This is a genomic window from Paenibacillus sp. J31R98 (assembly GCF_056269245.1).
Genome location: NZ_JBWDNO010000002.1, coordinates 1,062,286 through 1,083,976, shown reverse-complemented (window position 1 = coordinate 1,083,976; position 21,691 = coordinate 1,062,286). Strand labels below are relative to the sequence as shown.

Below are 21,691 nucleotides of genomic sequence, written 5' to 3'. Positions count from 1 at the left end.
ATGGCCAAAATCATGATCGACCGAGTAAGGCGCGCTCCATCCGCGGCGATTGACCGAATCACGGATTTCATCCGGTTCCGGGTGATTGGAGGCGAGATCGATAAAGGCCTTCTATTCAAGACCGTCATGTACATCATCTTGATCAACGTTGCTTTCATCTATATTAAGCCGATTCTCTACATGGTCACGACGATGGTGAAGGATGCCCGTAACATTCTCGACCCGACGGTTATCTGGGTGCCGAAGAGTATCTTCCTTGGTCATATTCGGGAAGCGATGCGCCTGCTCGACTATACGAAGAGCTTGGCGATCAGCGTATCGCTCGCCGGCGCGGTTTCGGTATTGCAGGTCTTCTCCTGCGCGGTAGCTGGCTATGCCTTTGCCCGGCTCGACTTTCCGTTCAAGAAGTTCTGGATGGCGATGCTGCTGTTCACGTTCATCATGCCGCCGCAAGTAGTCATTCTGCCGACGATCATCATGTTCAAGAGCTTCGGTTGGCTGGATACCGTGCTGCCGATGATCATTCCCGCTATTTTCGGCCATGGTTTGAAGGGAGCCTTGTTCGTTATCATTTACCGTTCCTTCTATTCCACGTTGCCGAAGGAGCTGGACGAGGCGGCAAGAATGGACGGGGCTAACGCGTTCAGGCTGTTCTTCCGCGTCATGTTCCCGCTTTCCAAATCTGCCATCGTCGTTGTCGTCTTGTTCTCCTTCGTCTGGAATTGGAATGACTTTTATTTGCCATCGATCTTCATGTTCACGGCCGAGAACGTGCCGCTGTCCATAACGCTGGCGAGAATGGCTGCGGAGATGGCCCGGGCTGCAGGTGCGGGCGAGATGTCGGTTTACGAGGAGTCGATTAAGATGGCGGCCTCGTTCCTGATTGTGTTCCCGCTGCTCATCGTCTATTTCTTCGCGCAGCGCTGGTTTATCGAAGGCGTCGAACGAACGGGGCTGGTGGAATAATGGCACCGGCGAATGCGGCCAGGGCTGGCCTTAAGTTTTAAGGAGGTGATCGGCATGTGTCGTCCACAACGCTGCGGAATGTTTATGGATAACCCGTAACAGCTCTCCTGTTTGGCAGAGCGACGAAACGCTTGCATTACGACAAATATAATTATAGGCGGTGTCATGAGATGAAGAAGAAACTTACAATGGTCAATTTATTGCTGGCGGCTACGATGTTAGCCGCTTGCAGCAGCGGAGGAGGCAAGAACGAGGGCACGGCGGCCAGCGCGAATGAGCCAGCGGGCAACAAAGCTGACAATGCGGCCACAACAGCGGGCAACGCAAATGCCGGAAACCAGAAAGACGAGTCCGCGGATTACAAGAAGCTTGGCGACGAACCGCTGAAGCTCACATTCTACAACACCAGCGGCACGTTCCCGGACGTCGAATTCAACACGCTGATCGCCGAACCGATCAAGAAGAAATATCCGAACGTGACGATCGAGCGGATCACGCCGGCGGCGGAAACGACCAATGAGGAAGTATTATCGACGTATACGCCGGACATCATCTATTCGTCTTCGTCCTCGCACCAGCAGATCATCCGCACAGGGGCTTATGAAGATCTACGCGAGTTGATCAAACGCCATAATTTCGATACTTCGCGCATCAAACCGATTCTGTGGAACTATATTACGGAAATTACGGCTGGCAAGGGAGACCAGATTTACGCGATTCCGTTCAACGCCAACCAGCACGTCTTGTACTACAACAAGGATATCTTCGATAAATTCGGCGTTCCTTACCCGACTGAGAAGCAGCTGACTTGGGATGAAGTGCTGGAGTTGGCCAAGAAGCTGACCCGCACGGAAGGCGGCAAGCATTATGTCGGCCTTTCCGTCGATAACTTGACCGGTCTGGCGAAGAGCCTTGGCCTGCCATACTTGAATAAGGAAACAGGCCAGGCGGCGCTTGATACGCCGGAATGGCGCAGAGTATTCGAACTGCAGAAGAAAATATTCGAGATTCCCGGCTACATCGGACCGGATAAATTCTGGAATTACGGGCGCGACCAGTTTATGAAGGACCAGAATGTGGCGATCCGCGTCACTTGGCTGGCCAACATGGTGGGACCGCTTGAGGAGCTGCGACAACAGGGGGTCGAGTTCAACTGGGACATCGCGCCTGCGCCGAACTTCGCGGACCAGCTCGGCAAGACGAGAGAAGCCCAAATTCACTCGTTGTCCGTAAACAGCAAGAGCGAGCATAAAGACGAAGCGTTCCAAGTCATCCAGGAGATTCTGTCGGACGAAGGGCAGCGGATCCTGGCACGTAACGGCAGGGTGCCTGCTATTATCAATGATGATCTGAAAAAAGAGTACGGACTTGATATTCCGGTGCTGCAGGGCAAGTCGGTACAGAACGTGTTCATCGGCGAACCGCTGCAAGAGCACTACGTTCACCCGTATGAGCTAGATATCGCCAAACGCCTGACAGAGGCGGCTGAAGATTTGGCGATCGGCGGACTGGATGTTAACTCCACGATCCGAAAAACCGAGGAAGCGATCAACAAGGATGTCGAGACGCTCAAGACGACGGTCGGCACGCCATAATAGAGACGAAAGTCCGGGGCTGATAAGGCCCCGGCTTTTGTTGACTGAACCCTTTCCACCTTGGTTTCAAAGAATGATATAGGAAGTGAATGCTTGTTGAAAAAGCCGAAACTCTTAAGCGAGTATATGAAGTCCAAATGGTATCTCTATCTGATCGCCGTCTGCGCCATCGGCACAGCTAACGTGATATTGGCGCGTATGCCGCGCACGATTGGCAATTTTACGGATGAGCTTCACAAGGGAACGCTGACAGAGGCTGATATTGCGCCATACAGCTTGCTGGTCGCGTCGATCGCGCTCGGATACGGTCTTCTTGGCGGCAGCGGACAGTTTCTGATCATGTATCTGGGACGATTGTTCGAGCGGTTGACCAGGGGCAAGCTGTTCGTCCAATTCACGCACCTCAGCCTGAGCAATTATGCCCGGTACGGGGTTGGCAAGCTGCTCAACTATCTGATCAACGATGTGACCGCCGTCAGGGAATCGATATCGATGGGGATCAATCATATTACGAACTCTTCCATTCTGCTCATATCTGTAATCATCTCGATGTTGCTCAGCTCGATTCCGGCTTACGCGATTCTGGTCAGCTTGATCCCGCTGCTCTTTATCCCGTGGTTCGTCGCATGGCTAGGACCGTTAATCCGCAAGCGTTCTGTCCAAGTGCAAGAATCGCTAGGCAAAATGACGGAGACGGCAGCCGAGCAATTCAGCGGGATTCGGGTCACGAAGAAATTCGCTGCTGAAGCCATCATGACCGATCGCTTCGATGCGACGGTCGCCCAAATTCGCGACAACCAGCTTCAGCTGGTGCGCGTCTCATCGTTATTGCAGGCGGTCATTCCGTTCCTCGGTGCGTTGTCGATGATTACCTCGATCGCGCTCGTCGGGTATTTGACAGCCAATCAGACGATCACGCTCGGTGATTTCGTAACGCTTGTGCTGTACATCGGCATGCTGATCAATCCGCTTCAACGGATCGGGGACGTCATCAATGCGATGCAGCGTGCCCGGGCTTCCCTCGAACGGTTGAACGATCTGCTCGGCGTAGAGCCGGACGTTCCCGATACAGGCACGTTAAAGCTCGCGAACCCGGAACATGCAGCTATCGACATTCGAAAGCTGTCGTTCTCGTATCCGGATGGTTCCTCGCCGGTCTTATCTGAGATTGATCTCACGGTGCCGCCTGGCGCGACGGTTGGCATCATCGGCAAGACGGGAAGCGGCAAGACGACGTTAATGAAGCTGCTTCTCCGCGTCTACGATCCGCCGGCCGATACGATATTTGCCGATGGTCGGGATATCCGGAGTCTGACTTTGGAAAGTCTCCGAAGCAGCATAGGCTACGTCCCGCAGGACGGCTTCCTGTTCAGTACCTCGATTCGTGAAAATATTGCTTTCAGTAACCGAGAAGCGGAGCTGGAGGAGATCGAGAAGGCCGCGCTGCAAGCCCATATTCACCAAGAGGTGCATGCGTTACCCGATGGGTTCGAGACGAGGCTCGGAGAACGGGGATTATCGCTGTCCGGCGGTCAAAGACAGCGGGCGAGCCTCGCCCGTGGTTTGTTCAAGCAGGCGCCGATCATGATTCTGGACGATAGCGTAAGCGCGATTGATTCGCTGACCGAGAAAGCGATTATCGACTCTCTGCGCGCCGAACGCAAGGGCAAGACGACCATCATCGTATCCCATCGGATCAGCGCGCTCAAGCATGCTGACCTGATTATTGCCATGGACGGAGGACGGATCGTGCAGCGGGGCACGCATGAGCAGCTCGTTGCGGAGGATGGCGTCTATGCGCGTCTCTACGCCATTCAGGAGGAAGGGGATACGGATGTCTAAAGCCATTATGAATAATTGGCAGCAGGATCAGCGCACGGGCATCCAGCAGGATACGGATGCGGCGCTCGATTACGGCTCAGCCATAAAAGCGTTGTATACGTACGCCAAGCCGCACCGCCTGTCGTTTGTTCTGCTGTTATTCTTTATTCTGTTATCGATCTCGGCGGATCTGCTGCAGCCTTATCTGGTCAAGATTGCGATCGATGACGTGCTGATTGCAGACCATGCGAATTATAGGTCGCTGCTGCTTCTATGCGGCATCTACTTCCTGCTGGCGGTTGCCGGCTTCGTGTTCACTTATCTGCAGAACAATTTGCTGCAGCGGATCGGGCAGAGTATCGTAGCCGGCATCCGCAGCGGGATGTTCAGGCACTTGCTGAAGCTGTCCGTTTCCTACTTTGACCGCGTATCGACCGGCAGTCTCATTGCGCATGTGTCAAGTGATACGGAAGGGTTGAACCGATTCTTCAATCAAGTATTGGCGAGCCTGCTTCGGGATGGGTTGACCTTGATATTTATTGTCGTGCTGATGTTCAGGCTGGATGTCCAGATGACGCTGTTCAGCTTGCTGATCATTCCCGTGATTGCGCTAATCGCGTATGGCTTCCGAGCCTATATGCGGGCGACTTACCAGCTCGTTCGAACCGCGTTGTCGCGGATGATCGCTTTCGCCGCGGAGAACTTGTCCGGCATGAACCTCATCCAGGTATTCCATCAGGAGAAGGAACAGCAGCGGCAGTTTACAGAACGCAATGACGCATTCTACCGCACCAATTTGCGCGAAATTCGAACGATGGTGGTGTTCAACCGGATCTTCGACATCCTAGGCAACTTGTCCGTTGCGTTCGTCGTGTGGATGGGAGGACGCGCGGTGTTAGGCGAACAGATCGAGTTCGGCGTGCTCTATGCGTTCATCACGTATATCCGCCAGTTCTTCCAGCCCATCAACTCGATTACGCAGCAGTGGAATACGGTCCAATCGACCATCGTATCGGTGAACCGGATTTGGAGCGTGTTCAAGACGGCGCCCGATGTCCGCGATCCGGAGGAAGCCTCTCCGGTTAAGAGGGCAGCGATTGCGGGTAAAGTGGAATTCGAAGGCGTCACATTCGGCTACAAGGAAGACAGGCATGTACTGAATAAAGTGAATCTGAACATAAGGCCGGGCGAAATGCTGGGCATCGTAGGCGCTACCGGAGCGGGCAAAAGCTCCTTGATCAGCTTATTGTGCCGGTTTTACGACGTCTTGGAGGGCAGCATTCGGATCGACGGCTTCGATATTCGCAAGCTGAAGCAAAAGAAGCTGCAGCGAATTGTCGGGCTTGTGCAGCAGGAGCCTTTTCTATACTCGGGAAGCGTGCTGGATAACATCAGGCTGTTCGATGAATCGATTCCGGAAGATAAGGTGATCCGCGCATGCGAGCGAGTCGGCGTCGACCAGCTGGTGCGGCGGATGAAGGATGGCTACGCAACCCGGCTGTCCGAGAACGGTACCGGGCTCTCGTCCGGGGAGAAGCAGTTGATTTCGTTTGCCCGCATTATCGTCTTCCAGCCGAACATCTTGATTCTCGACGAGGCGACTGCCAATCTGGACTCGCATACGGAGCAGCTGCTTCAGTCCGCGCTTCGAGTCGTTTCCGAGGGCAGGACGACGCTGGTCATTGCGCACCGGCTGTCCACGATCCGCCGATCTGACCGGATTATCGTTCTGGATCAAGGCCAAATCGTGGAGGAAGGCGATCATGACAGATTAATGGAACAGAATGGTTATTACTCTAGGCTGTATTTGAACGCGCGAGGTGTACTGGTATGAGGAACGTGTATCGGATTGGCGTTATGGATGGAGATGGAATTGGACCGGAAATCGTGGCGGCTGCACGGAAGGTCATCGAGGCGGCGGAGCAGAAGAGCGGGGTTACGGCACTGAATTGGGTGCCTCTGCCAATGGGGCTGCAGGCAATTCGGGAGTATGGTGACCCGCTGCCAGAGCTGACGAAGAAGGCGTTGATGGACTGCAGCGGCTGGTTGATGGGACCGCATGATTCCGTCTCGTATCCAGCGGAACATCGTGCCGCTCGGAATCCGAGCGGGGAGCTGCGTCATGCCTTCGATCTGTTCGCCAATATCCGCCCGAACCGGACGATGACCGGCATCGCGAGCGTGGCGAAGAGCGCAGATCTAATTATTTACCGCGAGAATACAGAAGGCTTCTACGCCGACAGGAATATGGCATCCGGAACGGGGGAGTGGCAGGTGACGCCTGATCTCGTCATTTCATCCGGCGTGTTTACGCGGCGAGCGGCCGAACGGATTGCCCACGCGGCATTCCGGGCTGCAAGGCTGCGCAGGAAGCGGGTTTCGATCGTACATAAAGCAAATGTCATCAAGCTGGGATACGGTTTATTTCTCGCCGTATGTCGGGAAGTCGCCGCGCAGTATCCGGACGTGCAGGTGGATGATTACCACATTGATGCCGCTTGCGCTCGTCTGGTGCGTCGCGCCGCAGAGTTCGATGTCATTCTGACGACAAACATGTTCGGCGACATCTTATCGGATCTTGCGGGCGAGCTGGTTGGAAGTCTTGGCATGGCAGGGGCGTTGAATGCGGGAGACAATTATGCGATGGCTCAAGCGGCGCATGGTTCGGCGCCGGATATTGCCGGAAGGGGGATCGCCAATCCAATCGGGATGCTGATATCCTCGGCCATGCTTCTGGATTGGCTCGTTGCCCGCCATGGCGATAATCGGCTGAGGAGCGTGTCGGAACGAATCGTGCGCGGCGTCGAGGCTGCGGTAGCCGCCGGCGTCCGTACGACCGATATGGGCGGGACAGCTTCCACAAGGGGATTCGCGGAAGCTGTCATCGCATTTATCGGAGAGGAGGAACGCTAGATGATTTCGACCGGGAACAGCTCGGTGGACAAATAACGTTCGCCAGTATCCGGCAGCAGCACGACGATGGTTTTGCCGGCATTCTCCGGTCGGTTCGCGACTCGGCTCGCCGCGAAGACGGCGGCACCGGAGGAGATGCCGACGACCAGCCCTTCGGTCCTGGCCAGCGAGCGCGCTGTTTCTAGCGCATCTTCGTTCGTGACGGTGAGAATTTCGTCCGCAATGTGCCTATGGAAGTTGTCCGGTACGAAGCCCGGCCCGATTCCTTGGATTTTGTGCGGGCCTTTCTCCCCACCGGAGAGAACGGGCGAGCTGGCCGGTTCGACAGCAATGATTTGGACTGACGGTTTGCGCTGTTTAAGCACATCGCCGACGCCGGATATCGTGCCGCCGGTTCCGACGCCGCCAATGAATATATCGACCGTGCCTTCCGTATCCCGCCAAATTTCTTCGGCAGTCGTTGTGCGGTGAATGGCCGGATTGGCCGGATTGCGGAACTGCTGCGGAATAAACGAATTCGGGATGGACGCCGCGAGCTCTTCGGCTTTCTTGATCGCGCCGGCCATGCCCGTCGCGCCGGGCGTTAACACCAGCTCAGCTCCCAGGGCAAGCAGCATCTTTCTTCGCTCGATGCTGAACGTCTCGGGAAGCGTAATGATCAACTTATAGCCGAGCGCGGCCGCCGCGAACGCAAGAGCGATCCCTGTGTTACCGCTCGTCGGTTCAATAATGACCGAGTCTTTGTTGATGACACCGCGTTCTTCTGCGTCCTTGATCATGGCGAACCCGATCCGGTCCTTGACGCTGCCGGCGGGATTGAAATATTCCAGCTTGGCGATCAGAACGGCGCCAAGGTTGTGCTTGGCATTGAAATTTCTTAGCTCCAGCAGGGGCGTGTTGCCGATCAGCTGGGTGAGGTTGGTGGCGATCTTTGTCATTTGCGGACACTCCTTTAATCTCGGATTAGTTAGGAAGCGAAGTTGCGGCGCCGGAGCCGAACCGATTCGCCGGACGAGCCAGACCGTAGTGCTCCCGAAGAGTCGAGCCTTCGTATGCTGTGCGGAAGATGCCACGGTTCTGCAGCTCGGGCACCACCTTGTCGACGAAGATATCTAGACCGTGCGGGTAGATAGGGGGCATCAGATTAAAGCCGTCAGCCGCATCGTTCTCAATCCATTGCTGAATGACGTCCGCGATCTCGGTCGGCGTGCCGGTATGGATGAGATGGCCGCGTGCGCCAGCGAGCCGGTTCACGACCTGGCGGAGCGTTAGGCTGGCATCGCTGTGAAGCATATCGAGAATGAGTTGATGCCGGCTCTTGCTTCCATTGACCGAATCGATCCCTTTCGTGTCTGACAACTGAGGGACCGGCTCGTCAAGCGGAAGGCCGGTCAAGTCGACGCCGAACCGTTCGGATAACCGTGCCACCGCTTCATGGATATCGTGAAAAGCGTTCAGTTCATCCTCGAGCTCTTGAGCCTCGGCTCTCGTATCGCCGATAATCGGGCTGAAGCCTGGCAGGATGATCAGCTCGTTAGGCGCTCTGCCGTACTTTGCCAGCCTGCTTTTGACATCGGCATAGAACGCTTGGCCTTCTCCCAGCGTTGGTTGCGCCGTGAAGATGACCTCTGCGGTGCGCGCGGCTAATTCGCGTCCTGACTCGGAGGAGCCAGCCTGCACGAGCACGGGAAAGCCTTGAGGCGGCCTTGGAATGTTGAGCGGTCCCTTCACCTGATAGATACTGCCCGAGTAATTGATTTCATGCAGCTTATTCTCGTCGAATTGAATGCCTGCTTCCTTATCGAATACAAGCGCATCTTCTTCCCAACTGTCCCAGAGCTGCTTCGTGACCTCGACGAATTCTTCGGCCCATTTGTAACGTTCCGAATGCTCCAGATGCGACTCTTTGCCGAAATTGTATGCAGTCGCATCTGTATGCCCGGTCACGATGTTCCAGCCCGAGCGTCCGCCGCTGATGTGATCAAGCGAAGCGAACTTGCGCGCGACGTGATATGGTTCATTGTACGTTGTGCCGACAGTGCCGATTAATCCGAGGTGTTGGGTAACGACCGAGAGGGCAGATAGAAGCGTGAACGGCTCAAGGCGCCGTCCGGTTCCGACATAGCCGTCCGCCATGAAGACTGAATCGAACAGCCCGCGTTCCGCGGTTTGTGCTAGGTCTTTGTAATAGGCGAAATCGAAGGTGAGCTCCGGCGTCGTTTTGGGATGGCGCCAGGCGGCGGCATGATGGCCTGCCTGCCGAAGGAAAACGTTCAAATGCACTTGTTTGCTGGGTTTGCCCATCGTACTCCTCCTTATAATCTGATGATTCCGGTATTGAATAAACAAAAAGGAGACACAAATTGATCCTTGTGTCTCCAGGGGGCTGGTCAACTATTTATACTAAACCTAGCGGAATAATCAGTTATATCGTATCATCATGCGTGAGCCTCGTCAACGATGTGAAAAAATGTTTTTCCACAAGTTGACATGCGTGGGAGGCGATGCTATATTTTAAAGCACAGTATATTCATAGGATTACTAGTTAATCGACCGGCCAACCGGAGAGACGCCAGACTTTTTGCGACTCTCCGGTTTTCTGTCTTTTTTGGACAGTACGGTTGAACTGGCTGCTTGATGTGGGTTGTTTGGTTCTTTATTCAAATCTAATTTTAGAGGAGTGTGCTAGTAATGAGCATTGCATTGAACAAGTTCGGAAGAACGGGATTAAAGGTATCTGAGATTGCACTCGGTACGATGGCCTTCGGGCGTTGGATCGATGAGACGAAGTCGGCGGAGGTACTGGATACGGCACTGGATGCCGGAATTAACTTTATCGATACAGCCGATGTCTACGGCAAAGGCACCGACCTAAGCAACCCGCAGGAGAGCGGTCAATCGGAGACGATTCTCGGCAATCTGCTGGGCTCCCGCCGGAACCGGATTATTCTGGCGACCAAGGTGCATGGCCGCGTCGGAAACGAGCCGAACGACCAGGGACAGAGCAGGTATCATATCATTCGTGCGGTTGAAAACAGCCTGCGCCGCCTGAAAACCGACTATATCGATCTGTATCAAGTACATCGCTTTGATCACGAAACGCCACTTGAGGAGTCGCTGCGAGCGCTTGACGACCTTGTCCGCCAAGGCAAAGTCCGTTACATCGGCGCCTCCAACTTTGCCGCTTGGCAGCTGGCGAAAGCGCATGGCATATCGGCACAGCTTGGTTTGCACCGGTATGAGAGCATCCAGCCGGAGTACAGCCTTATTGCACGGGGAATCGAACAGGAACTGCTGCCGTTCGCAGCCTCCGAGAAGGTAGGGGTAGTCGTGTATAGCCCGCTAGGCCGCGGCTTGTTGACCGGCAAGTACGAGTTCAATCAAGCGCCTCCGGCTGGATCGCGCGGGGCGGCGGGCGAAGCGAGAATTAAGCCGCTGCTGGAAAACGAAAGAAACTTCCATATCGTTGAAGCATTGAAGCCGATTGCGGCTAGGAAAGGCTGGACGCTGGCGCAGCTGGCGCTGACATGGGTCGTCAGCCAGCCGCATGTCACGTCCGCCATACTTGGGGCATCCAAACCGCATAATATAACCGAATCGATTGCAAAAGTAGCAGAGAAGCTGACTGCCGAAGAGCTTGCGGAAATCGACGCGGTCACGCAGGGTGATTTTGAGATTATTAAGACGCTTCGTGAAACAGCTTCAGCCAAAGCTTAACAGCAGTACTAAAAATAAGGAGGGATTGTTATGGCTAAAACGGTAGTGGATGAGATTTGGGTTAGACGGATTCTGGAGCAAGTAAACGGATTGGAATACGGTTCTGTACACATTACCGTACATAACGGAACGATCGTCCAGATCGAACGGACTGACCGTCAACGGTTTGAACAAAGTTCCTCCGGCAGTAAAAAGCAATCTTAAATTAATATGAAGCAATTTGAATAGATGCGAAGGAAGCCGACTTTAATCAGTCGGCTTTCATGCTGTCGGGGAAGTCTCGACAGCATGAAAGTGCGAATAATGAACTCTCAGCGCTGCAAATGGTGGATTTTCATGCTGAGAGTACGAAAATTGCACTCTCAGAGCATCAAACGGCCCATTTTCATGCTGAGAGCGCGAATAATGAACTCTCAGCGCTGCCAAACATCAAATATCGGCCGTTTGAAAAAGAGGCCATCTCTACACTCTAGAAGCCGACTTTAATCAGTCGGCTTTTTTTGTTTATAACCACCGAGCCCGTTAGACAGCATCACTGTCGAACGGGCTCGAATTTTATTGACGAAACGCTTTGCAAGGCTAGACTTGCTGTTCTAATATGTAATCAATAACATTATTCGATTAGTAACTTCAACTAGTAACTTCAACAATAGGGGAGATCACAATGACCGATCAAAGGAAGCATAGTTATGCAGGAATAACACGATGCTGAGTAGATTTATTCGCGCGCTGACGCCTGAAACGTTGAAAAACCGGATTTTGATCTCTTTTTTGCTATTTCTATTAACGCCAATCGCACTCCTTGCTTTGTACAACTTCAAAGAAACGGAACGGCTGCTCCAACGGGAAGCTTCAACGAAAAACATCGAGCAGCTGGACGGGCTTAAGACCGGGCTTGTCGATCTCATGAGTCTCGTCATGAAGACGGGCTTGCTGCTGGAGCAGGATTCGACGATTCGCCAGCTGATGCGAAATCCGAAGCTCCAAGATCCGATTGAACGCAAAAGAACGGTGGAAAACAAGTTCAGCGCGATTGAGAATACATTTTTCCTCACCGGAGCAACGGTGTATTACACGGTCATTGATTTACATGGCAATGCCTATACCTCGTATACCCCGAAGGACGCATTGAATTACGATGAGCTGATGGACGAGCCCTGGGTGCAAGCTCTTAGAAGCGAAGGGGGAGAACGATATCTCTGGAATCCGAATGACCGCAATGTCGCCGTTCGCGAGGTCGAGGAGAGGCGCATGATGCTTAGTCTATATGAGGTGCTTCGCGACGATGCCCTCCGTCCTTACGCTTACGCCCGCTTAAGCATCGACTACCAGGAGTGGTTCGAGCAGACGACGAAGAACAACAGGCAGCAGCAGGAAACTTACTATCTGCTAGATTCGAATGGACGGACGATTCTTCATTCGAGCGACAGCGAACGGTTGCCAAGCGGGATCGTGCATAGTATAACGACATCCCGGGATGATTCGGGGAAGTCTTACTCCATCGTCGACAAGAAGGGCAAAACGCTGTATACGTATGACCGGATTCAAGAACTGAACGGTTACTTGGTCAAGAAAGTGCCGCTAGCGTTGTTGTTCAAGGAAGTGGACAAGCAAAGAGAACTGTTCTTCGCCGCATACAGCGCCATCTTGCTGCTGTTCGTAGCGCTTACGTATTTCATTTCCTCCAAGATTACAAGGCGGCTAAAGCTCGTTCAGAAGAAGATGGACATTACCGTCAAATCGAACCTGAAGGAGAAGCTTCCCGAAGAAGGCCGAGGCGAAGTGTTGTCCCTGACACGCAGCTTCAACGCGATGATTGACGATTTGAACGGGCTCGTGGAGAAGCTGCGCCTTGAGGAACGGCAGAAGCAGATCGTCCGGTTCCAGGTGCTGCTCGCGCAGATGAACCCGCATTTTTTGCTTAATACGCTGAATACGATCAAAAGCATCGCGCTTGATAAAGATGAAGACGAGATCTTTGAAATATGCGTGGCGTTGGGAAAAATATTGGAAACGACATTGAATACCGATGTCGATCTCATCCTGCTTAAGGAGGAGCTCGAACTCATTGAATCCTATATGGACATTCAGCGCAGGCGGTTCGGACATGGCATACTTCTGAAGCACGATATCAAGGAAGATTTGCGATTCGCGCTCATTCCGAAATTTTGTTTGCAGCCGCTCGTGGAAAATTCGCTGCTGCATGGTTTCGGCAGATCGCTTGCGGAAGGCCAAATCGAAATTCATGCGACCTCGCGAGATGGTCATCTGATCTTGGAAGTCATAGATAACGGAGTCGGCGTCGAGCAGGCGAAGAAGAGCGTCGTCTCCCGCAAGAGAAAGAGCATCGGCATTCAGAATATCCGTGAAAGCTTGGAGCTCATGTTCAAGCATCAGAGCACGGGACTTGCGATTGAGTCGTCCGAAGTCGGTACGCGGGTCGTCATGCATTTGCCATTATTGCTAGCGAAACCATACGAGAAGGGGGAGAGTTGATGATGTGGCGGACGTTAATTGTAGAGGATGAACAGCCTGCTCGGGCAAGCATCCGCAAGCTGTTCGGCAAAGCCGGCATTCCGTTCGAAATCATCGGAGAAGCCGTAAACGGGGAAGAGGGGCTGCGCCTCATCCGAGAGCTGCATCCGGACGTCGTTGTCTCCGATATCGACATGCCCATCATGGACGGCGTGAAGATGCTGCAGGCATCCCGGGAGGAAGGCTTCGAATGCCGCTTCATCATGCTAACGGCAATTAGCGAGTTCGAATATGCCCGCCAAGCGGTCGAATACGGAGCATCGGGCTATCTCCTGAAGCTGTCGCTCGACCTTCAAGGCATCAAACAAGCGATGGGCAAAGTTGCTGTCGAGCTCGAACGGATGGAGAAGGCGCGGAAGGCAGACAAGTGGTTCCCGAAGAAGTCGTCCACGGAGCCAACTGACCACCCGGAGATGAATAAGCTGATCGCTTACATCGAAGACCATTATCCAGAGGAAATCACGCTGAAAGGATTAGCGGAGCTGATTCGAATGGACGCGAGCTATGTGAGTGACTTGTTCAAGAAGAAGACGGGGCAAACACTGACGCATTACATTCAGAACCGCCGTGTTGAGGCGGCGAAGATGCTATTGTCCGAGACGGACCGGACGATCAGCGACATCGGCAGGCAGGTCGGTTTCGAGAACGACAATTACTTCATTAAGATTTTCAAACGATGGTGCGGCGATATGACCCCTACTGAATACCGTAAACAACCAAAATCCGTTCTATGAATGTCCAAACGCCGTTCATCCCCCAATATTCGTGCCAGTGATAAAGTTAAAGACGTAGAGAACATCATCTCATCCTTCCGAGGGGGAAACAGAATGAAGAAAAAGAAAAAGTTGTTTACGGCAACAGCAAGCGTAATATTGGCTGCGACTATGCTCTCCGCATGCGGTGCGAATGGCGGTAACGCCAACAACGCGAGCACTGCGGGCAACGGTAACAGTGAAGCCAAGTCGAGCGATGAAAGCGCGGCTGCTCCGAGCGACTCTGCGGAGAAAGTGAAGCTTACCCTGTGGGGAGCGGTTCCTGCCGAAGCGGGTCCGCAGGCAGTCCTTGATGATTGGAACAAGAATAATCCGGACATCCAAGTCGAATATGTACGCTACGTCAACGACGATCCAGGCAACTTGAAGCTAGACACGGCGCTTATGACCGGACAGGATTCCGACCTTTATATCAACTATACGATTACTCGGTTGCAGAAGCGTATCGACGCTGGTGTCGCGCTCGACTTGAGCGCGAAGACAGACTATGACATCGACGGTCAAATGGGTGCTGACGCCGCACAATGGAAAATCAATGATAAATATTACGGCATTCCGACGAAGAAGAATATGGCGTTCATCTGGTTGAACAAGAAGATGCTCGACGATGCAGGCTTGCCGATTCCACCAGCGGATTGGACATGGGACGATCTGCGTGATTACGCGAAGAAATTGACGAAAGACGGCGTATACGGATTGCTCCAGCACGACGCATCATTCACGGCAACGATAGATGGCACGATTGCCGGTCTCGGCGTTACGAAAGCGGACGGAACGTCCAACTTTAACAACGACCTGTGGAAGAAACAGTTCCAAACGCTGCATGACATGATGTATGTAGACAAGTCGACGCCGGAGCTTGGCGAGCAAATTACAAGCAAGATGCCTGTCGACACGATGTTCCTCAAAGGTGAAGCTGCAATGCTGAGCGCCGGCGAATTCATCTTCCGCAACGCGAACAATCTGAAGGACTACCCGCATGACTTCCAAATTGCTTTCGCTACGATTCCGAAAGTGACGAAGGATCAACCTGACTTCAAATACGCTGGCGGCGTAGGCGACGTCCTGTCCGTCAATGCGAAATCCAAGCACCAGGAAGCGGCATGGAAGTTCGCGAAATGGTACGCCGACGGCGGCATGCTGCCGATGGCGAGCGGCGGACGCATCCCGTCCTCGAAGAGCGTGGAGAAGAAAGAAGCGATGGATCTGCTGCTCAAAGGCGTAGAAGATAAGTACGACACGGATTCGATGAACAAAATCGTATTCGGACAATTCCCTTCATTCCAGCTGAACGTGCCGCAGCAAGCGCTTGATGCACGTAAGGAAGAGTACGAGAAGTACTTCCTGAACGAGCAGGACCTGAATACGACGTTAGCGAATATGGCCAAGCGCCATCAGGAATTCATCAAATAATTCGAGTTTCGAGAACGAATAAATAGCTTTACCCTCCAAAGAGAAGAAGGACGTGCGCTTCCTTCTTCTCTTTGCTGCTTTCAATAAGTGATATACGAAAGGAGGCGTTCCCATGAAAAGGAGCAGTTGGATTCATAAGCAAGGATGGGTCGGATACGCATTCATCTTGCCGAACATGCTGGGCATTCTCGCTTTCTTCATTTTGCCGGCGTTGTTCTCCTTGGGTCTTGTGTTTACCGATTATCAATTTTCCAATCCGAACTGGCATTTCACTGGACTCGACAACTTGAAGCGGATGTTCGGGGACGATCAATTCTATAATGCCGTCAAGCATACGGGCATCTTCCTGCTCTCGGTGCCCGTCTCGCTCTTGATCGCATTCGTCGTGGCACTCTTGCTGAACCGGAGTGTATACCTGAAGGGCTTAATCCGAGGGATGTTCTTCTTGCCGTACATTTCGAGCGGCGTTGCCGTCGCGTTCGTCTGGATGCTGCTGTTCCAGCCGTCGCACGGACCGATTAACGAAGTGCTTCGATGGATCGGAATCGCATCGCCCCCGGGCTGGTTCGCCGATACTGACTCCGCGATGTACGCGATCGATATTGTGCAAATCTGGTTCATGCTCGGCTACAACATGATCATCTATTTGGCCGCATTGCAAGAAATTTCGACCGAGCAGCTTGAAGCGGCGCGTATCGACGGAGCGGGCAAGCAGACGATCACTTGGAGAATTATCTGGCCGCTGGTGAGTCCGACGACATTCTTGCTGCTGATTACGGGTCTCATCATGACAATCAAATCGTTCTCCTTAATCCAAGCGATCACGGGAGGCGGACCGAGCGGAAGCACGACGATTCTTTCCCTGTACGTCTACAAAACGGCGTTCAGCTATTACGAAATGGGTTACGCATCGGCGATTTCCTGGTTCTTGTTCGCCGTCATTCTCGTTATTACGATAATTCAGTGGGTCGGCCAAAAGCGCTGGGTTCACTACTGAGAAAGGAGCATGCCGCAATGGAAACTACGATGAGAACCAAACTGCCGACGACCGTCGTCATGCTGATCGCCGGTGCGTTCATGATCCTTCCTTTCCTGTGGATGATCAGCACGTCGTTCCAAACCCCGAGCGAGGTGTTCACGAGGTGGCTTCCCTCCAAGCTCGATTGGAGCAGCCACAAGCGGATTTGGACGGGGGATTACAACTTTGCCCCTTACTACTGGAACTCGATTAAAATCGCGGTTATTGGTACGGCAGGCGCGATATTCATGTCTGCGCTAGCGGCTTACGGCTTCGCCCGCACGGAGTTCAGAGGCAGAGACTCGCTGTTTGTGATCTACCTGTCGATGATGATGATTCCGCCGCAGGTCGTATTCGTGCCGAAGTTCATCCTGTTCAACTGGCTGCATATCTACAACACGCATTGGGCACTCATATTGCCGGCTATGTTCTCGATATTCGGCGTCTTCATGCTTAGGCAGTTCTTCATGGGAATTCCGAAGGAAATAACGGAATCGGCGTTCTTGGACGGAGCCGGCCATTTCCGGATTTTCGTAAATCTGGTTCTTCCGCTGGCGAAGCCGGCGATCGCAACGTTCGCGATCATTGATTTTTCTTGGCAATGGAATGACTACGAGAACGCGCTCGTCTTCTTGCAAAGTCCGAAGCTGTACACGATTCCGCTCGGCTTGCAAAATTTCATCCTCGAGAACAACGTCGACTACAATGGCATGATGGCAGCTTCGGCGGCGGCGATCGTCCCGATGATCATCATTTTCCTCGTCGGCCAAAAATATATTATCCAAGGGATTTCCAGTTCGGCCGTCAAAGGCTAACTAACCGGGAGGGAATAATCGAATGAGACATGAAACGGTAAAATCGGATGTCACGGTCGTCGGCGGCGGATTGGCAGGCGTATGCGCGGCTATTGCAGCGGCAAGACTCGGGCGCAAGGTAGCTCTCGTCCAGAACCGCCCCGTGCTTGGGGGAAATTCCAGCTCCGAAGTGCGCGTGTGGGTCTGCGGAGCGACGGGGCATGGCGTCAATCGTTATGCCCGCGAAACAGGCATCATGGGCGAGCTGTTCGCCGAGAACCAATATCGCAATCCGGAAGGCAATCCGTATCTGTGGGATTTAACGGTGCTGGAGGCGGTCAAAGCCGAGCCGAACATCAGCCTGTTCTTGAATACGGACGTGCGCGAGGTGGAGGCGGACGGAGATGAGAATCACCGCATCATTCGCAGCGCGACGGGCTGGATGATGGGCTCGGAGCGGCTTATCCGTTTCGAAAGCGATATGTTCCTCGATTGCACGGGCGACGGATTGGTCGGCTTCCTGGCTGGAGCCGCGTTCCGGCTCGGCCGCGAAGCGCGCCATGAGTACAAGGAGGATTGGGCTCCAGAAGTCGCCGACGAGATTACGCTCGGCAGCACGCTGCTGTTCTACACGAAGGATGTCGGCAAGCCGGTTCGCTACGTCGCGCCTTCGTTTGCCAAAGATATCGCATCGACTTCAATTCCGATCAAGCGAGTCATCCGCAGCGGCGACTCGGGCTGCCATTACTGGTGGATTGAGTGGGGCGGAGAGCTCGACACAGTGCATGAGAACGAGCGCATTCGCGATGAATTGTGGTCGGTCATCTACGGTATCTGGGACTATATCAAGAATTCCGGCAAGTTCGATTCGGAAACGATGACGCTGGAATGGGTCGGCTCGGTGCCAGGCAAGCGTGAATACCGGAGATTCCTCGGAAACACGGTACTTACGCAGAATGACGTCTTGGAACAGCGCCAGTTCGAGGATCGCGTCGCGTTCGGCGGCTGGTCGATCGATCTGCATCCGCCGCAGGGGATGTACGCACAGGAGAGCGGCTCGAAGCATTTGCATGCCGACGGGATTTACCATATCCCGTTCGGATCGCTCTATTCGCGGAGCGTAAGCAACCTGCTGTTCGCGGGACGCAACATCAGCGCGACGCACGTCGCGTTCGGGACGACCCGCGTCATGGCGACGTGCGCGGTCATGGGCGAAGCGGCCGGTGTCGGCGCCGCACTCGCTTCCAAGAAAGGCGTAACGCCGCGGGAGCTGCACGAGTCGCATCTGGCCGAGCTGCAGCAGACGCTGCTGCGCGGCGACGCTTCGGTTATCGGCGTGCGCAACAAGGATGAAGCCGATCTGGCGCGCCAAGGAACGGCGCGCGCTTCAAGCGAGGTGACCGGTATCCGATTGGATCGGGCAGCCGATGCCTATCCGCTCGTAAGAGACGTCGGCTTCCTGTATCCGGTCGACGGACCGCTCGGCGGGTTGAAGCTGCTAGTCTCGGCGACGGAAGCGACGACGTTGGCGGTGGAAGTATGGGGAACAGGGCTCGCGGAGAATTACGTGCCGGCTGTCCGCGAAGACGTTGTCATCGTCCCGGTCGAAGCCGGGGTACGGCAGTGGATCGACGTGCCAACGAACGTAAGCTTGGGAGACGAGCCATGCAACGCGTTTATCATCGTGCGTATGAACGAGAACGTAAGCTTGTTCAAGTCGGCCGTTCCAATGACGGGCGTTCTTGCTTTCGAACGGGGACTGAAGCCGCTCGTGAGCACCGATCTGGAAGACCATCAGCCGGACCAGCCGGTCGTTGAATGGACGATGAAACGGATGAACCGACAGCCGTTCTGCTTCGCGGCTGACACGAACGCGTACAAGGCTTTGAAGGCATTGGACGGTTATGTTCGTCCATACGGCGGACCGCATGCGTGGGTATCCGGGCTGCTTGCGGATAGCGGTGAAGAGTGGCTAGAGGTCGCCTTCGTCGAGACAGCCGATGTGAGGGAAGTGCATTTGACGTTCAACGACGACGTCAATGAAGATTTGATCAACCTGCATCATCACGAAACGCCGTTCCCAGTTATACCGGAAGTCGTGAAGCGTTATGAGGTTCAAGCCCGCGTCGATGGCGGATGGAAGACGATTGCGACCGAGGAAAACAATCGCAAGCGCAAACGCATCCACCGGATAGAGACGCCGGCTCGCACCGACCGCGTTCGCGTCGTTGTCCGCGAGACGAACGGGGGCGAGCGTGCGGAGATCGTTGAGGTTCGGGTGTACTAAAGTAAAGATAGAATAGTTTCCTAAACGAGTAGAAGCTGCCGGCGATTAGCTGGCAGCTTCTATTGTTCGATTATGTAGTGATCCGATCAAATTCCAAGTATGTTTCCGGGCCGAAGTGAATCGTGTTTCTCGAAAAATATGGCGGCACGGCCATCGGGAAATGCGCGAATCCCTTGCTTGGAGCGGATGCCAAGAGGTCTGACCGACTGCCGATCTGCACAACAAGTGACTCGCCTGGCTGCAAGCTGGAAGCGGAGGGCGTCAAGCTAAATCGGAAGGATACGGGTACGTTGGGGATGAGCGGGATAGGATTCTCAGCGTCATTGACGATCTCAGCCGAAGAGCCGAGCTCGCTGACTTCCCGGCTCCTTGCAGGAGAGACCGCGCCGATAGCGAGATCATGTATGTTGCCTTGTTGATCCACCCGAGAAAGCCTCGCGATGATATAACTGTCGATTTCGTTGCAACTGAAATTCAGACTGACGGTGAGCGGTCCGGCAAACGTTAATTTTTGATGGACGGCATAACGGAAGGAGATGACTTGATCCACGATTTTATCGGTACCTTTAAGCACCTTAAAGCCATATGGAATCGCCGTCCAATGCGTGCATCCTTGTTGCGGCGGCGTCTCTGCTAACGTGCTTTCCGTAGCCAAATAAAGTCTTTCCCTCCTGCTATGGGGAACCGGGAAGTCCGAAGCCGAATGGAATTTCCGATCTCCGTCCACATAGTAGCGGTAGCGCGCTTGATCAAGATATCCGTTATCGATCCCTTTTACTACGGCATCGAAGAAAGCGATGGCTTCGAGTTGCCAATTCGTAACCGGCAGCTCGTACTCGTGCTTGCTTTGAATCAGCCAGCGCAGGTGCTTCGGTGTACCCGCATGCTCAAACAAGTCGTTAGCTCCGAATTGGTGAATATTCCACATGGCTGGATTTTGAATCGCGACGAAAGGAATCGTAATCTGATTTAATTCGAGATAGGAACCGGGATTGAATTTATATCGATTCCGACGCTTCCGATGAAGTCCGAAATCGCGGTAATGTTCAAGTGTCTGCAGGGAAGGCTCAAGAGTCTCGAAATAATGAAAAAGCTTATTTATGTTCGGATGAATGACTCTTCTCCAGAAATAATCACGATTAATGATTTGCCCCAGCAAACCCCGTACCCATGGCGCTACTCGGCGGCGATGATCGGATTCCTTGAAATTAGCTCCCATCCAGACATTAAAAAAGCCGATGTTATTCGTTCCGCCGTAGTTCGTCGTATGCCTGTAAAAATCGGTGCAAAACTCGCTTGCGAAGAACGCTTTAAGAGCCGGAGGCTTACGCGCGGCAATCAAGGGCTGGATCATTCCATAATACGAATGTCCGTACATCATTACTTCTCCGCTGCACCATGGCTGAGACGCGGCCCAAGCGATCGCCTGAACGAAATCGTCCATTTCCTGTTCGTCAAAATAGAGGCCAGAGCTTCCCGTCGAACGGCCGACGCCACGTCTGCTGGATATGACATGTGCATAACCGTAGTTAGTGAATACGGCAGGCGCGCCAACTTCATTCGTCGCCGTTGGTGCACCGGAGGAATGCAGTTCTTTATTGTAGGCGCCGATCATGACGATCGCTGGATATCGCCCCTCTTGCTTGGGCAAATATACATCCGCCGAGAGCGTATCTCCCCCGGGAACCGCGATTTTCTGATCCGACAGAACCACGCAGCCGAGTTTCTCGTGCGCATATCGCTTGGGCTGCCAATCCGCAAGCTGCCGAGCATTTAATCTCGTTCTTAAGGGAAAGAGATTATCTATAAAACGTCCCATAAGATAACCTCCTTTTATATTGCTGGAAGATTCCCCGTAT

16 protein-coding genes are annotated in these 21,691 nt (G+C 53.7%); 13 read left to right on the top strand and 3 right to left on the bottom strand.

All coding sequences use genetic code 11. From position 1 onward, the window contains the following. The 5 genes from AC0YNX_RS13555 (at position 1) to AC0YNX_RS13535 (ending at position 7,295) form a co-directional block, all read left to right on the top strand. Positions 1–966 carry a carbohydrate ABC transporter permease gene (locus tag AC0YNX_RS13555; RefSeq protein ID WP_475816181.1) on the top strand — a complete coding sequence of 322 codons (966 nt, stop codon included), beginning with the start codon at positions 1–3 and terminating at the stop codon, positions 964–966. Between the two features lie 170 nt (positions 967–1,136). Then, positions 1,137–2,561: an ABC transporter substrate-binding protein gene (locus AC0YNX_RS13550; protein ID WP_475816180.1), complete on the top strand. Its 1,425-nt coding sequence runs from the start codon at positions 1,137–1,139 to the stop codon at positions 2,559–2,561. A gap of 96 nt (positions 2,562–2,657) precedes the next feature. Further along, positions 2,658–4,403 carry an ABC transporter ATP-binding protein gene (locus AC0YNX_RS13545; RefSeq protein WP_475816179.1) on the top strand — a complete coding sequence of 582 codons (1,746 nt, stop codon included), beginning with the start codon at positions 2,658–2,660 and terminating at the stop codon, positions 4,401–4,403. Next, on the top strand, positions 4,396–6,216 hold the full coding sequence (locus AC0YNX_RS13540) for an ABC transporter ATP-binding protein (protein ID WP_475816178.1): 1,821 nt from the start codon (positions 4,396–4,398) through the stop codon (positions 6,214–6,216). Before AC0YNX_RS13545 ends, AC0YNX_RS13540 begins: the two co-directional genes overlap by 8 nt. Further along, a complete protein-coding gene (locus AC0YNX_RS13535; protein WP_475816177.1) occupies positions 6,213–7,295 on the top strand; it encodes an isocitrate/isopropylmalate dehydrogenase family protein in 1,083 nt (360 codons plus the stop codon). The genes AC0YNX_RS13540 and AC0YNX_RS13535 overlap by 4 nt, the downstream gene beginning before the upstream one ends. Here AC0YNX_RS13535 and cysK read toward each other — a convergent pair. Both cysK and AC0YNX_RS13525 read right to left on the bottom strand, forming a co-directional pair. Further along, on the bottom strand, positions 7,292–8,233 hold the full coding sequence (gene cysK / locus AC0YNX_RS13530; RefSeq protein WP_475816252.1) for a cysteine synthase A: 942 nt from the start codon (positions 8,231–8,233) through the stop codon (positions 7,292–7,294). The two genes, AC0YNX_RS13535 and cysK, sit on opposite strands and share 4 nt — an antisense overlap. Positions 8,234–8,258: 25 nt before the next feature. Next, positions 8,259–9,599, bottom strand: coding sequence for an LLM class flavin-dependent oxidoreductase (locus AC0YNX_RS13525; RefSeq protein ID WP_475816176.1), 1,341 nt, complete (start codon positions 9,597–9,599; stop codon positions 8,259–8,261). Positions 9,600–9,986: 387 nt separating this feature from the next. Here AC0YNX_RS13525 and AC0YNX_RS13520 point away from each other — a divergent pair, with 387 nt between their 5' ends. The 8 genes from AC0YNX_RS13520 to AC0YNX_RS13485 all read left to right on the top strand — a co-directional run bounded on the left by AC0YNX_RS13520 (position 9,987) and on the right by AC0YNX_RS13485 (position 19,832). Further along, positions 9,987–11,012, top strand: coding sequence for an aldo/keto reductase (locus AC0YNX_RS13520; protein ID WP_475816175.1), 1,026 nt, complete (start codon positions 9,987–9,989; stop codon positions 11,010–11,012). Positions 11,013–11,042: 30 nt separating this feature from the next. Continuing rightward, positions 11,043–11,216 carry a YezD family protein gene (locus AC0YNX_RS13515; protein WP_475816174.1) on the top strand — a complete coding sequence of 58 codons (174 nt, stop codon included), beginning with the start codon at positions 11,043–11,045 and terminating at the stop codon, positions 11,214–11,216. Positions 11,217–11,717: 501 nt separating this feature from the next. Further along, positions 11,718–13,508, top strand: a complete 1,791-nt coding sequence (locus AC0YNX_RS13510) for a sensor histidine kinase (RefSeq protein ID WP_475816173.1) — start codon at positions 11,718–11,720, stop codon at positions 13,506–13,508. Further along, positions 13,508–14,281: a response regulator transcription factor gene (locus AC0YNX_RS13505; protein WP_475816172.1), complete on the top strand. Its 774-nt coding sequence runs from the start codon at positions 13,508–13,510 to the stop codon at positions 14,279–14,281. Before AC0YNX_RS13510 ends, AC0YNX_RS13505 begins: the two co-directional genes overlap by 1 nt. 93 nt (positions 14,282–14,374) lie before the next feature. After that, positions 14,375–15,733 carry an ABC transporter substrate-binding protein gene (locus AC0YNX_RS13500; protein WP_475816171.1) on the top strand — a complete coding sequence of 453 codons (1,359 nt, stop codon included), beginning with the start codon at positions 14,375–14,377 and terminating at the stop codon, positions 15,731–15,733. A 112-nt stretch (positions 15,734–15,845) separates the two neighbouring features. Continuing rightward, complete coding sequence (locus AC0YNX_RS13495) at positions 15,846–16,730, top strand: carbohydrate ABC transporter permease (protein ID WP_475816170.1); 885 nt, start codon at positions 15,846–15,848, stop codon at positions 16,728–16,730. A 17-nt stretch (positions 16,731–16,747) separates the two neighbouring features. Then, positions 16,748–17,566 carry a carbohydrate ABC transporter permease gene (locus tag AC0YNX_RS13490; RefSeq protein ID WP_475816169.1) on the top strand — a complete coding sequence of 273 codons (819 nt, stop codon included), beginning with the start codon at positions 16,748–16,750 and terminating at the stop codon, positions 17,564–17,566. A gap of 22 nt (positions 17,567–17,588) precedes the next feature. Next, positions 17,589–19,832: an FAD-dependent oxidoreductase gene (locus AC0YNX_RS13485; RefSeq protein WP_475816168.1), complete on the top strand. Its 2,244-nt coding sequence runs from the start codon at positions 17,589–17,591 to the stop codon at positions 19,830–19,832. 70 nt (positions 19,833–19,902) lie between these two features. Here AC0YNX_RS13485 and AC0YNX_RS13480 read toward each other — a convergent pair whose 3' ends face one another. Further along, positions 19,903–21,651 (bottom strand): CocE/NonD family hydrolase, encoded by a 1,749-nt coding sequence (locus AC0YNX_RS13480; RefSeq protein WP_475816167.1) that lies wholly within the window; start codon positions 21,649–21,651, stop codon positions 19,903–19,905. Between the last annotated feature and the right edge of the window lie 40 nt (positions 21,652–21,691).

Excerpts from the sequence above, each read along its gene's own strand:
- AC0YNX_RS13550 (WP_475816180.1), top strand. The coding sequence starts at position 1,137 with ATGAAGAAGAAACTTACAATGGTCAATTTATTGCTGGCGGCTACGATG.
- AC0YNX_RS13495 (WP_475816170.1), top strand. The coding sequence starts at position 15,846 with ATGAAAAGGAGCAGTTGGATTCATAAGCAAGGATGGGTCGGATACGCA.
- AC0YNX_RS13520 (WP_475816175.1), top strand. The coding sequence starts at position 9,987 with ATGAGCATTGCATTGAACAAGTTCGGAAGAACGGGATTAAAGGTATCT.
- AC0YNX_RS13490 (WP_475816169.1), top strand. The coding sequence starts at position 16,748 with ATGGAAACTACGATGAGAACCAAACTGCCGACGACCGTCGTCATGCTG.
- AC0YNX_RS13535 (WP_475816177.1), top strand. The coding sequence starts at position 6,213 with ATGAGGAACGTGTATCGGATTGGCGTTATGGATGGAGATGGAATTGGA.
- AC0YNX_RS13515 (WP_475816174.1), top strand. The coding sequence starts at position 11,043 with ATGGCTAAAACGGTAGTGGATGAGATTTGGGTTAGACGGATTCTGGAG.
- AC0YNX_RS13555 (WP_475816181.1), top strand. The coding sequence starts at position 1 with ATGGCCAAAATCATGATCGACCGAGTAAGGCGCGCTCCATCCGCGGCG.
- AC0YNX_RS13505 (WP_475816172.1), top strand. The coding sequence starts at position 13,508 with ATGATGTGGCGGACGTTAATTGTAGAGGATGAACAGCCTGCTCGGGCA.
- AC0YNX_RS13480 (WP_475816167.1), bottom strand. The coding sequence starts at position 21,651 with ATGGGACGTTTTATAGATAATCTCTTTCCCTTAAGAACGAGATTAAAT.
- AC0YNX_RS13500 (WP_475816171.1), top strand. The coding sequence starts at position 14,375 with ATGAAGAAAAAGAAAAAGTTGTTTACGGCAACAGCAAGCGTAATATTG.
- AC0YNX_RS13540 (WP_475816178.1), top strand. The coding sequence starts at position 4,396 with ATGTCTAAAGCCATTATGAATAATTGGCAGCAGGATCAGCGCACGGGC.
- AC0YNX_RS13525 (WP_475816176.1), bottom strand. The coding sequence starts at position 9,599 with ATGGGCAAACCCAGCAAACAAGTGCATTTGAACGTTTTCCTTCGGCAG.
- AC0YNX_RS13510 (WP_475816173.1), top strand. The coding sequence starts at position 11,718 with ATGCTGAGTAGATTTATTCGCGCGCTGACGCCTGAAACGTTGAAAAAC.
- cysK (WP_475816252.1), bottom strand. The coding sequence starts at position 8,233 with ATGACAAAGATCGCCACCAACCTCACCCAGCTGATCGGCAACACGCCC.
- AC0YNX_RS13485 (WP_475816168.1), top strand. The coding sequence starts at position 17,589 with ATGAGACATGAAACGGTAAAATCGGATGTCACGGTCGTCGGCGGCGGA.